This window comes from Exiguobacterium sp. s166 (assembly GCF_018618855.1).
GTDB lineage: Bacteria > Bacillota > Bacilli > Exiguobacteriales > Exiguobacteriaceae > Exiguobacterium_A.
Genome location: NZ_JACSMU010000010.1, coordinates 38,078 through 53,424, shown reverse-complemented (window position 1 = coordinate 53,424; position 15,347 = coordinate 38,078). Strand labels below are relative to the sequence as shown.

Sequence of the window (15,347 nt, the reverse complement as noted above, 5' to 3'; positions counted from 1 at the left end):
CGTTCCCATGCCGAACACGGAAGTTAAGCACTTGAACGCCGAAAGTAGTTGGGGGCTTCCCCCTGTGAGGATAGGACGTTGCCAGGCAAACGGTGGTTCTGGAGCATACGCTCAAGGGCCGCCGCTTTTTTATGGACTTTTTTTGGTTTTTTCACACATATAATAAGGAAGGAATGTGATACTCATGGCAAAAAAACAAAAAATGCGCGTTGCCGTAGAAGAAAATGAAACGATCAGTGATTGTCTGGATCGGATCGATGCCATGGGTTATCGTCCGACCGTCCGACGGGAAGAACCGATTTTTGGACTGGATGCGAATGATGAACCGTATCCCATCCGTCAGCAAATCATTTTTGACTGCAAACCGAAGCTCGAAGCTGAGAATGTCTGAATCGAGGTCTCTTCTCAAACACACGACTCTTTCGTAAAAGAAAGGGTCGTATTTTTTTGTGGTTTTCTTGTCGTTCGTGTTGAATACTTTTCAAATTTCCGAATGCTGAACGAAATGAATTCAACAATTTATCCATAAAACCGAACGATGAATTTTCAGATAATTAAATTGTTCGCCTTTGGTTGACGAACGGACCGAAGTCTTGTTAAGATGAAGGCGTGATAGGAAGATTGAATATAACACCTCGTATAATAGCAGGGATATGGCTTGCAAGTTTCTACCCGACGACCCTAAATCGTTGGACTATGGGGTATATGGATGTTCGTCGATAATTCTTTGGCGTACCTTTTTATACCCTAAGCCACCCTTTTAGACGTGGTTTGGGCTTTTTTTATGCAAAAAGAGGAGGAGACGCAGATGAGTAAGGTAGAAATCGGAGTCATCATGGGCAGCCAATCGGATTGGGTGACCATGCAGAAAACGTGTGATGTACTGGATCAATTGGACATTGGTTATGAAAAGAAAGTTGTATCGGCACACCGGACACCTGACTTAATGTTTCGATATGCCGAGTCAGCCCGGGAACGAGGGCTCAAGGTCATCATTGCCGGGGCAGGCGGAGCCGCTCATCTTCCGGGAATGGTTGCTGCGAAGACGACATTACCGGTAATCGGTGTCCCAATTCAAAGCAAAGCACTTCAAGGCATCGATTCCTTACTCTCCATTGTCCAAATGCCCGGTGGTGTTCCAGTCGCGACAGTTGCAATCGGTGACGCCGGAGCCAAAAATGCGGGTTTACTTGCTGCTCAGATTCTTGGAACGGTTGACGAACGGATTGCCCGAGCTCTTGATCATATGCGTGTCGAACTGGAAGGAGACGTCATCGCTTCCGAGGTGCATCTGACATGAAACGGGTTGGTATCTTAGGTGGAGGTCAATTAGGTCGGATGATGGCTTTATCTGCACGCCAAATGGGCTATTCGCTCATCACACTTGATCCAACTGAAAACGCACCGTGTGCGCAAGTAGCGGATCAACAGATTCAAGCACCGTTCACGGATGTCGAGGCCGCAAAGCGACTTGCTGCTGAATCAGACGTCGTGACCTATGAGTTTGAGAATATCTCACACGAAGTAGCGGAAGCAATCGGTTATAAACTGATTCACGGGACAGAGCTTTTGTTTCGGACCCAACACCGGATTCGGGAGAAAGAACTGATTGAACAGCTTGGTTACAAGGTGGCACCGTATCAGGGAGTTCAGACAAGTGAAGATCTCCTTGGAGCCAAACGGCAGTTAGGTCTCCCATTCGTCTTGAAAACAGCCCGCTTTGGTTACGACGGGAAAGGCCAGACGGTCATTCGGACAGAGCTGGATTTACAAACAGCGATGAAGACCTTTGAAGCAACCGAATATGTTGCTGAAAAATGGTTACCGTTTGATCAGGAGATTTCCGTCATCGTCACGCGAAGCGAGCGGGAAACGAAGGTCTTCCCGGTCAGTGAAAATATCCATCAAGACAACATTCTGCATCTGTCAATCGTTCCCGCCCGCATCCCAATCGACTTGGAACAAAAAGCGATTGAACTGGCGACACGTCTCGCAAACGATGTCGATTTGATTGGCACACTGGCAATCGAACTGTTCGTCGTCGGCTCCGAACTGATCGTCAACGAACTGGCGCCGCGCCCCCACAACTCGGGTCATTATTCGATTGATGCGTGCGAGACGTCACAGTTCGAGCAGCACATCCGCGCTATCTGCGGACTGCCGCTTGGCGACACCCGCTTGACGACACCGGTCGTCATGGCGAACATCCTAGGTCAGCATATCACGGCATTAGACGAGGCATTACCGATGTTATCCTCGCGGACGAAAGTCCATTTATACGGAAAACAGGACGCAAAACAGGGGCGGAAGATGGGGCATCTGAACATCTTGGCTGATTCGGTCGAAGAAGCGTTAGCCGAAGTTGAGCGCCTGCAGATATGGAAGGAGACGGTTAGATGATCGAACGCTATACACGTCCTGAAATGAAAGCGATCTGGACAGAACAGAACAAATTCGAAGCCTGGTTGAAAGTTGAGATTTTAGCATGTGAAGCCTGGAGTGAGCTTGGCGTGATTCCAAAAGAAGATGTCCAGTTGCTCTGGGAAAAAGCTTCCTTTGATGTCAACCGCATCAATGAGATTGAACAGGAGACACGACACGACGTCATCGCCTTCACACGTGCCGTATCGGAGACACTTGGCGAAGAACGCAAATGGGTTCATTACGGACTGACGTCAACGGACGTCGTTGATACGGCGTTATCGTATCTGTTGAAACAAGCCAATGATATCTTGGCGGCCGATCTCGATCGTTTCATCGAGATTTTAAAAGTCAAAGCCAACGAACATAAATATACGGTCATGATGGGACGTACACACGGCGTACACGCCGAGCCGACGACGTTTGGTCTGAAGCTGGCCCTTTGGTACGAAGAAATGAAACGCAATAAAGTCCGGTTCGAGGCAGCACGGGAAACAGTCGAATACGGCAAGATGTCGGGAGCGGTCGGAACGTTTGCGAACATCGACCCGTTCATCGAAAAATATGTCTGTGAGAAGCTTGGTACGAAACCGGCACCGGTCTCGACGCAAACCCTGCAACGTGATCGTCATGCCCATTACATGTCGACGATTGCCTTAATCGCGACATCGATTGAAAAGATGGCGACGGAAATTCGCGGTCTGCAAAAAACGGAGACCCGTGAAGTCGAAGAATTCTTCGCTAAAGGTCAAAAAGGATCATCGGCGATGCCGCATAAACGGAATCCGATCGGTTCGGAGAACATGACCGGTCTTGCCCGGGTCATCCGCGGGCATATGGTGACAGCGTACGAAAACGTATCGCTGTGGCATGAACGCGATATCTCCCACTCGTCTGCGGAACGGATCATTTTGCCGGATGCGACGGGATTACTCAACTACATGCTGAACCGGTTCGGTAACATCATTAAAAATCTGACGGTCTTCCCGGAAAATATGAAACGCAACATGGACCGGACGTTTGGTGTCATCTTCTCCGGTCACGTCTTACTCGCCTTGATTGAAAAAGGTTGGTCACGTGAAGCGGCGTACGACTTCGTCCAACCGCGGGCGATGCAGGCATGGGAAGAACAAATCATGTTCCGCGATGTCTTATGGCAGGAAGCGGATATTCAAGAACTCTTTACAGAAGAAGAACTCGATGCTTGTTTTGATCCGACGTATCATACGAGCCGGGTCGATGAAATCTTTGAACGGTGTGGCTTGAACTAATCAACCTGAGACGGGAGTCTGACTCCCGTCTACATCTTAGGATCATGGGGGACGAAATCGATGCAACCACTTTATGAAGGAAAAGCAAAACGATTATACACGACGCAGGATCAGGATGTGCTCCGCATCGTCTACAAAGACGAAGCTACGGCATTTAATGGAGAGAAGAAGGCAGAGTTTGCCGGTAAGGGAGAACTGAACAACCGCTTAACGAGCCACTTTTTTGAGGTCCTCGCAGCGGCAGGAATTCCGACACACTTCATTGAACGGACATCGGAGCGCGAACAGCTCGTACGTCGTGTCACGATCATTCCACTGGAAGTCGTCGTTCGAAACGTCGTCGCCGGCAGCCTGAGTAAACGGCTGGGCATCGAAGAAGGAACGGTTCTCGAAACACCGATCGTCGAGTTTTATTATAAAGATGACAGCTTAGGCGATCCGCTTGTCACACCGGCACACATCAATTTACTGAAGATTGCGACTACGGAGGAGCTTTCCTTGCTTGAACAGGAAGCCAACCGTGTCAACGATGTCTTACGTCCTTACTTTGATGAAAAAGGAATCACATTGATTGATTTTAAACTCGAATACGGTAAAACACCGGCTGGCGAGATTTTACTCGCAGACGAGATCTCACCGGATACATGCCGGTTATGGGATAAGGAAACAGGCGAACATCTCGATAAAGATGTCTTTCGCCGTAATATCGGATCACTCATCGACACGTACCAAACACTATTCAATCGCCTAGGGGGAAACGGACAATGAAAAAGGTTACAGTAGCGGTCGCATTACGGGAAAGTATTTTAGATCCACAAGGTGTTGCGGTTAAAGGCGGTCTTGTTCAGCTTGGTTTTGGGGGTGTCGAAGAAGTGCGGATCGGTAAACGGATCGAGTTGCTCGTTGCGGATGAAACGACAGACGCGATGATTCATGAGATGTGTCAGAAGCTGCTCGTTAATACTGTGATGGAGGATTATCGTTTTGATGTAGAAGAGGTGACGACCGCATGAAGTTTGCCGTTATCGTTTTTCCCGGATCTAACTGTGATCTAGATATGTATCATGCTGTGAAAGATGCGCTTGGTGAAGAAGCGGAATACGTCTTCCATACGGAAACGTCTCTCGAAGGATATGACGGCGTCTTGTTGCCGGGCGGCTTTTCTTACGGGGACTATCTCCGGTGTGGAGCGATTGCTCAATTCTCACCGATCATGGAAGAGGTAAAACGCTTTGCGGCAGAAGGCAAAACGGTTCTCGGCGTCTGCAACGGGTTCCAGATTCTTGTTGAAGCCGGACTTCTCCCGGGTGTCTTACACCGCAACACGGGACTGAAGTTCATGTGCCGCACGGTTGAACTGAAGGTCGAAAACAACGAGACACGCTTTACATCAGACTATGCTGCGCAGGAAACGATAACGATTCCCATCGCACACGGAGAAGGCAACTACTACTGCGATGACGCCACATACGCGATGCTACAGACGAACCGTCAAATTGCCTTTACGTATACGGATAACCCGAACGGATCACGCGGCGACATCGCCGGCATCACGAACAAAGCCGGGAACGTCCTCGGCATGATGCCGCACCCAGAACGGGCAGTCGAGCTGCTGACCGGCGGAACGGATGGACTTAAGTTATTCACTTCACTCGTCAAACAGGGGGCACACCATGTTAAAACAACAGTCTGAACCAACGATGGAGCAAATTCAGGAACAACGGATCTACGCAACAATGGGACTTAGTGACGCAGAATACGAGATGGTCGTCAACTTACTCGGACGCCAACCGAACTATACGGAAATCGGCTTGTTTTCCGTCATGTGGTCGGAACACTGTTCATATAAAACGTCGAAGCCAGTCTTACGCCAGTTTCCGACGACAGGTCCACGCGTCCTGCAAGGTCCCGGTGAAGGAGCAGGTGTCGTCGACATTGGTGACAATCAAGCCGTTGTCTTTAAAATCGAGAGCCACAATCATCCGTCAGCCGTTGAACCGTATCAAGGTGCAGCAACCGGTGTCGGTGGCATCATCCGTGATATCTTCTCGATGGGAGCCCGTCCAGTCGCGTTGATGAATTCACTTCGGTTCGGTCATCTCGGGACGCCGCGTGTCAATCAACTGTTTGAACAGGTGGTCGCTGGAATCGCCGGGTACGGGAACTGTGTCGGGATTCCGACCATCGGAGGAGAAGTCGGATTTGATCATTCGTATGAAGGCAACCCGCTCGTTAATGCGATGTGTATCGGCTTGATCAACCACGAAGACATTCAAAAGGGTCTCGCAAAAGGCGCCGGTAACTCGGTCATGTACGTCGGTGCCGCAACCGGTCGTGACGGCATTCACGGAGCGACTTTTGCTTCAGAAGATCTTGGGGAAGATACCGAAGCGAAACGTCCGGCCGTTCAGGTCGGAGATCCGTTCATGGAGAAGTTGTTGATTGAAGCCTGTCTTGAAATCGTCGGTCATCCGGCACTTGTCGGGATGCAGGATATGGGCGCCGCCGGACTGACGTCCTCGTCAGCCGAGATGGCTTCGAAAGCCGGTATGGGCATCGAGATGCATCTTGATGACGTCCCGCAACGGGAAACCGGGATGACAGCTTATGAAATGATGTTATCGGAATCACAGGAACGGATGTTGCTCGTCGTCGAACGCGGACGCGAAGCAGAGATCGAAGCCATCGTCAGCAAATGGGGACTCCATGCGGTGCATGTCGGAGAAGTTATCGACGAGAAAGTGCTTCGTCTCGTTCACCACGGTAAGATTGTCGCTGAAGTACCGGTCGATGCACTCGCGGAAGAAGCACCGGTTTATAACAAACCATCCCGTGTCCCGGCTTATTATGAAGAGTTCCAAGCAATGGATGAAACGTTACCGGTCGTCGAAGATGCTGTTGAAACATGGCGGGCCTTGCTCAAACAGCCGACGATTGCTTCAAAACGTTGGGTCTACGATCAATACGATCATATGGTTCAGACGTCAACGGTCGTCGCACCGGGGTCTGATGCAGCCGTCATCCGGGTTCGCGGAACGAACAAAGCACTCGCGATGACAACCGACTGCAACAGCCGGTTCGTTTACCTCGATCCGTTCGTCGGCGGACAGATTGCCGTCGCCGAAGCAGCCCGCAACATCGTTGCGAGTGGTGCGACACCACTGGCGATTACCGACTGCCTGAACTTCGGGAATCCGGATAAACCGGAAGGCTTCTGGCAACTACAGCAAGCGACGGCCGGAATGGCCGAAGCATGTCGTGTGCTCGAGACGCCGGTCATCGGCGGGAATGTTTCCTTATACAACGAATCTGCCGGAAAAGCAGTTCATCCGACGCCGGTCGTCGGGATGGTCGGTCTCCACGAACAAACGGAGTGGATTACGACACAACACGTCAAGCAAGCAGGCGACGCTGTCTACCTACTCGGAGAGACGACAGCGGAATTCGGCGGCAGTGAACTGCAATACCTGCAATTCGAAAAATCATTCGGCAAAGCACCGCACATTGACTTAGCCGTCGAACAAGAACGGTTACTCGCCTTGCAAGCGGCGGTTCAAGCGGGACTTGTCACGGCGATCCATGACGTGGCAGAAGGTGGTCTCGCCGTTGCCTTAGCCGAGATGACATTCGGGACGACGCTTGGTCTTGACGTGATATTTGACGGACCAGCCCTGCACCTGTTCAGTGAATCGCAATCACGTTTCGTCGTGACGGTGAAGCCGGAACAGGAAGCAGCCTTCGTCAAGCAGACAGGAGCGTATAAATTAGGATACGTTACCGATCAAGATGCTTTGCAAATTAAGACTAACGATACACTCATCGAAGCAACACGTTCAACACTGCAAGCCGACTGGGAAGGGGCGATCGCGTGTTATATGACATCAAAGGATTAAATGAAGAGTGTGGGGTGTTCGGGATTTTTGGACAACCGGAAGCCGCGCAACTTGCGTATTATGGTCTTCACAGCTTACAACACCGGGGACAGGAAGGGGCAGGAATCGTCGCAAGCGACGGGAAACTGCTTCTGCCGCACCGCGGACAAGGACTCGTCACGGAAGTTTTTTCACAGGAAACACTGGATTCTTTATCCGGGCACCACGCCATCGGACATGTCCGCTATTCGACAGCCGGGGGAAATACGCTCGAAAATACACAACCGCTCCATTTTAAATCACGGACGGGCGACTTGGCGCTTGCGCACAACGGAAACCTCGTCAATGCTGATTCGTTAAAACATTTACTTGAAGCGGAAGGCGCCATTTTCCAAACGACGAGTGATACGGAAGTCGTCGCGCATCTCGTCAAACGGAGTAAGTTACCGACGCTTGAAGACCGGATTGCCGATAGTCTGGCGCGACTCGTCGGAGCGTTCGCTTTCCTGTTCTTAACGGAAGATACGTTGTACGTTGCCGTTGACCCACACGGTCTGCGTCCATTGTCGCTCGGTAAAACACCGGACGGCGGCATCGTCTTTTCATCTGAAACGTGTGCCTTTGATATTGTCGGTGCCGAGTTCATTCGCGATATCGAGCCTGGGGAGCTCGTAACGATCACAACGTCCGGCATGTCATCACGTCAGTATATGGAACCACATGAGCGGGCGATGTGTTCGATGGAATACATTTACTTTTCCCGTCCCGATTCGATGATTGATGGGGTCAACGTCCACACGGCACGAAAAGCACTTGGCAAAAAGATGTTCGAAGAAGCACCGGTCGAAGCAGACGTCGTCACCGGTGTGCCGGATTCGAGTATTTCGGCAGCAATCGGTTACGCGGAAGCGAGCGGCATTCCGTATGAAATGGGTTTGATCAAAAACCGTTATGTCGGTCGGACATTTATTCAACCGTCGCAAGAATTGCGCGAACGCGGTGTCAAAATGAAACTATCGGCGCTGCGGGGAGTCGTTAACGGTAAACGGGTCATCATGGTTGATGATTCCATCGTTCGCGGAACGACGAGCCGTCGCATCGTCGGACTGTTACGGGAAGCCGGGGCAACGGAAGTTCATGTCCGGATCACGGCACCGCCGATCACCAATCCGTGTTATTACGGCATCGATACATCTTCCAAAGATGAATTGATTTCCGCCCGGTTGACACCCGACGAGATTTGCCGGGAAATCGGAGCCGATTCGCTCGAGTTCCTGACAGTCAACGGAATGGTCAATGCGATTGACCGACCATTTGAAGGACCGTTAAAAGGCCAATGTACGGCTTGTTTCACAGGCGAATATCCAACGCCGATCGGTACGTTGGAATTAGAAGCTAAACTTTGAACAGATGGGGGAACAAAGCATGAGTAAACAATACGAAGCAGCAGGTGTCAGCCTGACGGCAGGATACGAATCCGTTTCTCGAATGAAAAAACACGTGGCCCGCTCGATGCGCAAAGAAGTCATGACGGGACTCGGCAGTTTCGGTGCAATGTTCGACCTCAGCCAATTGAATCTGAAAGAACCGGTTCTCGTCAGCGGGACGGATGGCGTCGGCACCAAGCTGAAGCTTGCTTTCGCCCTCGACCAGCACGATACGATCGGGATTGATTGTGTCGCGATGTGTGTCAATGACATCATTGTCCAAGGCGCAGAACCTCTTTATTTCCTCGATTACATCGCCCTCGGGAAAGCTATTCCGGCAAAAATCGAGCGGATTGTCGCCGGTGTTGCGGAAGGCTGTGTCCAATCCGGTTGTACCCTGATCGGCGGGGAAACGGCCGAGATGCCGGGGATGTATGCAGACGGTGAGTATGATATTGCCGGCTTTGCCGTCGGTGCCGTCGAAAAACAAAAATTGATCACAGGAGAACACGTTCAACCGGGAGATGTCATTCTCGGTCTCGCTTCATCCGGTGTCCATTCGAACGGCTTCTCACTCGTTCGAAAAATCGTCGCTGAAAGCGGTCTGCGGTATGAAGATGAGCTGATGATGTTCGGCAGTACGATCGGCAATACATTACTGATGCCGACCCGGATTTACGTCGAAGCGGTCAAAGCGGCCCTTGAGACAGAAAAAATTCAGGCGATGGTCCATATTACGGGCGGCGGTTTTTACGAAAACGTGCCGCGTGTTCTTCCTGAAGGATGCGGTGCGACGTTTGACCCGAAAAAATGGCCGACGTTACCGGTCTTCGATTGGCTCGAACAAGCCGGAAACGTGCCGCGTCACGATATGTACAACGTCTTCAACATGGGAATCGGCTACATGATGATTGTCAAACCGGAAGATGTCGATGCCGTTACGGCACGTCTTGCCCGTGAAAATGAGACGGTCTACACAATCGGGACAGTCACGGGTGAGCCGGGCGTCCGCATCCATGGAGTCGATCAATGAAAATCGCCTGTTTTGCCTCGGGAAGTGGCAGTAATGTCGAAGCATTGTTCGAAGCGATTGAAGAAGGACGTCTGCACGCTACGATTGAACTCGTCGTCTGTGATCAAAAACAAGCGAAAGTGATTGAACGGGCACGCGCACGTAATTGTGATGTGTTTGTGTTTACAGCCAAGGAGTATCCGGATAAACCAACGTTCGAGCGGGAAATCGTTTCTGAGTTACAACGGAGAAATGTGGAGCGGATCATCTTAGCCGGATACATGCGGTTGATTGGAGATGTCCTGCTGTCGCATTATGCCGGACGAATCGTCAACATCCATCCGTCACTGCTCCCGGCGTTTCCGGGAAAAGATGCGATCGGTCAAGCATTTCGTGGCGGAGTCAAAATCACAGGTGTTACAATTCATATAGTCGATGAAGGTATGGATACAGGACCGATCATCGCACAAGAAGCGGTTCGGATCACAGAGGATATGACACGGGAAACGCTCCAACAGGCGATTCAGCAGGTGGAGCACGGATTGTACCCGCAAGTCATCGAAGAGTGGATGAAAGAGGAGGCAAACGTATGAGAGCGTTAATCAGCGTATCAGACAAAACAGGTATCGTCGAACTGGGACAAGCGATGCATGAAGCAGGGATTGAATTAATTTCGACAGGCGGGACACATCAAGCCCTTGAAGCAGCAGGACTTCCGGTCATTGGCATCAGTGAAGTCACACAATTCCCGGAAATGCTCGACGGTCGGGTCAAGACCCTCCATCCGATGGTTCACGGTGGACTGCTCGGACGCCGAGACCTTGAAAGTCATCGCGAACAGATGGCGGAACAACAGATCAAACCGATTGATTTTGTGGTCGTCAACCTCTATCCGTTTAAAGAAACGGTCATGAATGAAGATGTCTCGTATGCCGATGCGATCGAGAACATCGATATCGGTGGACCGAGCATGATCCGTTCGGCTGCCAAAAATCATGCCGCCGTGACGGTTGTCGTCGATCCGGCAGATTATCAGGCGGTCATTCAGGAAATTCATCTTGGTGGAACGACATTCGAAACCCGTCAAAAGCTGGCAGCCAAAGCATTCCGTCACACAGCGGCGTATGATGCGTTGATTGCCGATTACTTCCTGACGCAGACGGGTGAAAAGTTCCCCGATCAATTGACGATTACGCTCGAAAAAGTGCAGGACTTACGGTACGGAGAGAACCCGCACCAGGAAGCGGCCTTTTACAAAACACCGATCTACCGCGGGGCTTCACTCGCGTCCGCGAAGCAGCTCCACGGCAAAGAATTGTCTTACAACAACATCCAGGATGCCAATGCGGCACTTGAGATTCTCGATGAGTTCCGTGAAGCGGCAGCGGTCGTCGTCAAACACATGAATCCGTGCGGCGTCGCGGTCGGACCGACGATTGATGAAGCGTTCCGTCGTGCCCATGCCGCGGATCCGGTCTCGATTTTCGGCGGAATCGTCGCCTTGAACCGGGAAGTCGATCTTGCGACAGCAGAACAACTCAGTGGGATCTTCCTCGAAATCATCATCGCTCCATCCTTTACGGAAGAAGCGTTTACGTTGCTTGCAGCGAAGAAAAATCTCCGGTTACTGGAACTGGACGTCAAACGGGTTCAAGCGATCCGGTATACGGCAGTTGCCGGCGGGATGCTCGTTCAAGACAGTGACGACGAGACGCTCGATGACGCGTCAGCACGTGTCGTGACAGACCGGAAACCGACGGCAGGTGAATGGGAAGACTTAAAACTCGCTTGGCGTGCCGTTAAACACGTTAAATCGAATGCAATCGTCATCGCGAAAGATGAAGTGACGGTCGGCGTCGGTGCCGGGCAGATGAACCGTGTCGGGTCAGCCAATATCGCGATTACCCAAGCCGGTGCTAAAGCAGTCGGTGCCGCAATGGGCTCGGATGCGTTCTTCCCGATGGGCGATACGGTTGAGGCAGCTGCTGCGGCAGGCATTACAGCAATCATTCAACCGGGCGGTTCGATCCGTGACCAGGAATCGATTGATGCCTGCAACAAACATGGCATTACGATGATCTTTACGAACGTGCGTCATTTTAAACACTAAGCGGAGGCGAGCCGAATGAAAGTATTAGTAGTCGGTAAAGGTGGACGCGAGCATGCGCTCGTATGGAAATTGGCACAGGATGTCCGGATCGAGACAGTGTATGCAGCACCCGGCAACGTCGGGATGACGGAAGCGGTCTGTGTGTCGATCCGGGAAGACGCGATTGAAGAATTGGTTCAGTTCGCACGGGAAGAGCAGATCGACTGGACAATTGTCGGACCAGAAGGACCGCTTGTGCTCGGAATCGTCAATGCGTTTCAAGCAGCCGGCCTAAAGATTTTCGGACCGTCCCGCGAAGCAGCAGCGATTGAAGGCAGTAAACAATTTGCGAAAGCTTTGATGGACCGGGCCGGTATCCCGACGGCGGACCATGCCGTCTTTACATCAGCGGCTGAAGCGACTGCTTACATCCGTCGGCAGGGTGCACCGATCGTCGTCAAAGCGGACGGACTGGCAGCAGGGAAAGGTGTCACGGTTGCGACGACGATTGAACAGGCTGTTCAAGCGATTGACGAAATTTTTGGCGGCGATTTCGGTCAGCAGAGCAGTGTCGTGATTGAAGAATGTCTCGTCGGTGAAGAATGTTCGCTGATGGCTTTCGTACATGAAGAAACCGTCATTCCGATGGTCCTGTCGCAAGATCATAAACGGGCTTTTGACGGGGACTTCGGCCCGAATACAGGCGGAATGGGGGCGTACAGTCCCTTGCCGCAATTTGACGAACAGGCCGTGACGGAAGAAGCGATGCAACGTGTCCTCCGTCCGCTTGTCGAGCAGATGGCAAGCGAAGGGATTCCGTTTACCGGCTTCTTATACGCGGGTCTGATGTTAACAAGTCGCGGACCATCCGTCATTGAGTTCAACGCCCGTTTCGGTGATCCGGAAACGGAAGTAATTTTGCCGCGGCTTGAAACGGAGCTGCTTGACGTCATCATGCCATTGATGCAGGGTGACATTCCGGAAGTCGCCTGGTCGGATGAAGCGGTCGTTGGTGTCGTCATCGCGGCGAACGGTTATCCGGAACAACCGGTTACGGGTCAGCCTGTCCCAGCAGATACAATCGGGTCAAATCTCCTTGTCTTCCACGCGGGCACGGCCGCAGGGGATGATGATGTGATTCTTTCGGCCGGAGGACGTGTCCTCGTCTGTGTGGCGAAGGCAAAAGACATGAAGCAGGCCGTAGCGAGCGTTTACAGCGGACTTGATTCATTTGACCGGACCGGCTTCTTTTACCGGACGGATATCGCCAAAAAAGCATTTCGCACGACATAATTTCTTACTTTCCATAAGCCGGTTCTGCTCACATCAGTGTGAGAGGGCCGGCTTTTTTGACGGGTACGGCAGAACATGACTTGTCTTCCATGGCAGTTTTGTGTTATTTTGGCGAAATGACTCGAATTGACGACGAATAAGCTTGAAACTTTTCCGGTAACATTTTAGTATAAGAACTATAAGAAAGCGTTTTCAAATATAAAGGAGGTCGAGCTTTCATGAAAAAAAATTGTGGACGGTCCCCATGGACGAAAACAGAAGTCCGCACGCATCAAGCGGTCATCAACGGAAAGCTTGCACCTACACTCGTGATTGAAAATGCGACGTACTTAAATCAAGGACTCAAAACATGGCGGACAGCCAACATTTGGATCAGCGGCGACCGGATTATCTACGTCGGACCGGACATGCCGGAAACGGCGGATGAAGTCTACGATGCGACGGGAAAATTCATCGTCCCGGGTTACATCGAACCGCATGCCCATCCGTTCCAATTGTATAATCCGGCGACACTTGCAAAATTTGCGGCAGAGCGCGGAACGACGACACTCGTCAACGATAATATGCTGCTTTTATTAGAGCCGACGGAGCAAGCGTTTGCGCAGGTCGACGCACTGGCAGACCTTCCAACATCGATGTACTGGTGGGCGCGACTGGATGCTCAAACAGAACTGGATGCCGACAGCATCACGATTGATAACCGACGAATTCAAGCGTGGCTGAAACATCCACAAGTCATCCAAGCCGGTGAATTAACGGGCTGGCCGCGACTGTCGCAAGGCGACGACGAGCTGTTGCAATGGATGCAGGATGCGATGAAACTCGGCAAGCCGATTGAAGGACATTTTCCCGGTGCTTCCGCCAAGACCTTGACGAAAATGGCATTGTTCGGCGTGACGAGTGATCATGAAGCGATGACGGTCGAAGAAGCCTTGATCCGCCTCGAACTCGGTTATACGACGACCATCCGCTACTCCTCGATTCGCCCGGATCTACCGGATATATTTGCCGGTCTCGTCGAAGCCGGACTGCAAAATTATGAAAAAGTGCTGGTGACGACGGACGGATCGACACCTTCCTTTTATAAAGCCGGATTGATGGATGAGACGATCCGATTGATGCTTGCTGCAGGGATTGCTCCGGAAGAAGCTTACCGGATTGCGTCGTATAATGCAGCGCGTCACTTTAATCTCGATCATCTGCTCGGCAGTATCGCACCCGGACGAATTGCGCATTTAAACATCCTTGAAGCGAAAGATAAGCCGACACCGGTCGATGTCGTAGCCCGCGGCACCTGGGTCCGGAGAAATGATATTCCGTGTTATCCGGTCGAAGCGCTGGACCGGGCGATGGATTTGATGCCGGCTTCGCAAGTCGGGATTGAGTTAACCGAACAGGACTTTTCCTTCAGCATGCCGGTTGGTCTTGAGATGGTCAATTCGGTCATCATGAAGCTGTATCAGGTCGAACACGATACAAGCATGCAAGTCTTGCCTGCCGGATGCGATGAGTCCTTCTTGATGCTGATTGACCGGGAGGGCAAATGGCGTCTGAATACGGTCTTGAAAAACTTTGCGACACACGTCGGCGGGCTCGTCAGTTCGTATTCGATCAGCGGCGATATCCTGTTGATCGGAAAATCGAAACGGGACATGCAGATTGCCTTTGACCGGATGAAATCATTCGGCGGTGGTGTCGTCCTTGTCGATGACGGGGAAGTAATCGCAGAAGTTCCGTTGACCTTAATGGGGCAGACATCCGATTTACCGCTGGAAGATTTGATTGTGCAGGAGACGGCACTGCGGGAAGCGTTATTCGCACGCGGCTATCAGTATGAAGACCCGATTTATACGCTCTTGTTCCTCGCGTCGACCCATTTGCCGTATGTCCGGATTACGCCGCAAGGCATCTATGAAGTGTTACGGAAAAAAGTACTTTTCCCGGCAATTTTACGCTGACGCT

General features: G+C 51.5%; 14 protein-coding genes, 1 rRNA gene and 1 riboswitch. All 15 genes read left to right on the top strand.

The window, feature by feature from the left end; genetic code table 11:
* A 5S ribosomal RNA gene (gene rrf / locus KNP93_RS15125) occupies window positions 1-87 on the top strand; the annotation flags it as partial.
* A 97-nt stretch (window positions 88-184) separates the two neighbouring features.
* Entirely contained in the window at window positions 185-391 is a 207-nt protein-coding gene (locus KNP93_RS15120; protein WP_012369352.1) for an NETI motif-containing protein, read from the top strand.
* Between the two features lie 224 nt (window positions 392-615).
* Window positions 616-717, top strand: a riboswitch (purine riboswitch).
* A 91-nt stretch (window positions 718-808) separates the two neighbouring features.
* Complete coding sequence (gene purE / locus KNP93_RS15115) at window positions 809-1,300, top strand: 5-(carboxyamino)imidazole ribonucleotide mutase (protein ID WP_114596963.1); 492 nt, start codon at window positions 809-811, stop codon at window positions 1,298-1,300.
* Window positions 1,297-2,400 (top strand): 5-(carboxyamino)imidazole ribonucleotide synthase, encoded by a 1,104-nt coding sequence (purK, locus tag KNP93_RS15110; RefSeq protein ID WP_131504443.1) that lies wholly within the window; start codon window positions 1,297-1,299, stop codon window positions 2,398-2,400. The genes purE and purK overlap by 4 nt, the downstream gene beginning before the upstream one ends.
* The gene (purB, locus tag KNP93_RS15105; RefSeq protein ID WP_012369355.1) at window positions 2,397-3,692 is read left to right on the top strand and encodes an adenylosuccinate lyase; all 1,296 of its coding nucleotides are present in this window, start codon (window positions 2,397-2,399) and stop codon (window positions 3,690-3,692) included. The genes purK and purB overlap by 4 nt, the downstream gene beginning before the upstream one ends.
* A gap of 60 nt (window positions 3,693-3,752) precedes the next feature.
* Window positions 3,753-4,460, top strand: coding sequence for a phosphoribosylaminoimidazolesuccinocarboxamide synthase (purC, locus tag KNP93_RS15100; protein ID WP_131504444.1), 708 nt, complete (start codon window positions 3,753-3,755; stop codon window positions 4,458-4,460).
* The gene (gene purS / locus KNP93_RS15095) at window positions 4,457-4,705 is read left to right on the top strand and encodes a phosphoribosylformylglycinamidine synthase subunit PurS (protein WP_131504445.1); all 249 of its coding nucleotides are present in this window, start codon (window positions 4,457-4,459) and stop codon (window positions 4,703-4,705) included. The genes purC and purS overlap by 4 nt, the downstream gene beginning before the upstream one ends.
* Window positions 4,702-5,385, top strand: coding sequence for a phosphoribosylformylglycinamidine synthase subunit PurQ (purQ, locus tag KNP93_RS15090; RefSeq protein ID WP_131504446.1), 684 nt, complete (start codon window positions 4,702-4,704; stop codon window positions 5,383-5,385). The genes purS and purQ overlap by 4 nt, the downstream gene beginning before the upstream one ends.
* A complete protein-coding gene (gene purL / locus KNP93_RS15085; protein WP_012369359.1) occupies window positions 5,366-7,585 on the top strand; it encodes a phosphoribosylformylglycinamidine synthase subunit PurL in 2,220 nt (739 codons plus the stop codon). Before purQ ends, purL begins: the two co-directional genes overlap by 20 nt.
* Entirely contained in the window at window positions 7,561-8,970 is a 1,410-nt protein-coding gene (purF, locus tag KNP93_RS15080; RefSeq protein WP_131973685.1) for an amidophosphoribosyltransferase, read from the top strand. The genes purL and purF overlap by 25 nt, the downstream gene beginning before the upstream one ends.
* 19 nt (window positions 8,971-8,989) lie before the next feature.
* Window positions 8,990-10,024, top strand: coding sequence for a phosphoribosylformylglycinamidine cyclo-ligase (gene purM, locus KNP93_RS15075; protein WP_131504448.1), 1,035 nt, complete (start codon window positions 8,990-8,992; stop codon window positions 10,022-10,024).
* Entirely contained in the window at window positions 10,021-10,596 is a 576-nt protein-coding gene (purN, locus tag KNP93_RS15070) for a phosphoribosylglycinamide formyltransferase (protein WP_131504449.1), read from the top strand. Before purM ends, purN begins: the two co-directional genes overlap by 4 nt.
* Window positions 10,593-12,113 carry a bifunctional phosphoribosylaminoimidazolecarboxamide formyltransferase/IMP cyclohydrolase gene (gene purH / locus KNP93_RS15065; protein WP_131504450.1) on the top strand — a complete coding sequence of 507 codons (1,521 nt, stop codon included), beginning with the start codon at window positions 10,593-10,595 and terminating at the stop codon, window positions 12,111-12,113. The genes purN and purH overlap by 4 nt, the downstream gene beginning before the upstream one ends.
* Window positions 12,114-12,128: 15 nt before the next feature.
* Window positions 12,129-13,385 (top strand): phosphoribosylamine--glycine ligase, encoded by a 1,257-nt coding sequence (purD, locus tag KNP93_RS15060; RefSeq protein WP_214855975.1) that lies wholly within the window; start codon window positions 12,129-12,131, stop codon window positions 13,383-13,385.
* A 218-nt stretch (window positions 13,386-13,603) separates the two neighbouring features.
* Window positions 13,604-15,343 carry an adenine deaminase C-terminal domain-containing protein gene (locus KNP93_RS15055; protein ID WP_214855973.1) on the top strand — a complete coding sequence of 580 codons (1,740 nt, stop codon included), beginning with the start codon at window positions 13,604-13,606 and terminating at the stop codon, window positions 15,341-15,343.
* Window positions 15,344-15,347: the final 4 nt, after the last annotated feature.

Coding starts and splice junctions, on each gene's coding strand:
- purB (WP_012369355.1), top strand. CDS start 2,397: ATGATCGAACGCTATACACGTCCTGAAATGAAAGCGATCTGGACAGAA.
- KNP93_RS15120 (WP_012369352.1), top strand. CDS start 185: ATGGCAAAAAAACAAAAAATGCGCGTTGCCGTAGAAGAAAATGAAACG.
- KNP93_RS15055 (WP_214855973.1), top strand. CDS start 13,604: ATGAAAAAAAATTGTGGACGGTCCCCATGGACGAAAACAGAAGTCCGC.
- purL (WP_012369359.1), top strand. CDS start 5,366: ATGTTAAAACAACAGTCTGAACCAACGATGGAGCAAATTCAGGAACAA.
- purE (WP_114596963.1), top strand. CDS start 809: ATGAGTAAGGTAGAAATCGGAGTCATCATGGGCAGCCAATCGGATTGG.
- purC (WP_131504444.1), top strand. CDS start 3,753: ATGCAACCACTTTATGAAGGAAAAGCAAAACGATTATACACGACGCAG.
- purQ (WP_131504446.1), top strand. CDS start 4,702: ATGAAGTTTGCCGTTATCGTTTTTCCCGGATCTAACTGTGATCTAGAT.
- purD (WP_214855975.1), top strand. CDS start 12,129: ATGAAAGTATTAGTAGTCGGTAAAGGTGGACGCGAGCATGCGCTCGTA.
- purS (WP_131504445.1), top strand. CDS start 4,457: ATGAAAAAGGTTACAGTAGCGGTCGCATTACGGGAAAGTATTTTAGAT.
- purK (WP_131504443.1), top strand. CDS start 1,297: ATGAAACGGGTTGGTATCTTAGGTGGAGGTCAATTAGGTCGGATGATG.
- purM (WP_131504448.1), top strand. CDS start 8,990: ATGAGTAAACAATACGAAGCAGCAGGTGTCAGCCTGACGGCAGGATAC.
- purH (WP_131504450.1), top strand. CDS start 10,593: ATGAGAGCGTTAATCAGCGTATCAGACAAAACAGGTATCGTCGAACTG.
- purN (WP_131504449.1), top strand. CDS start 10,021: ATGAAAATCGCCTGTTTTGCCTCGGGAAGTGGCAGTAATGTCGAAGCA.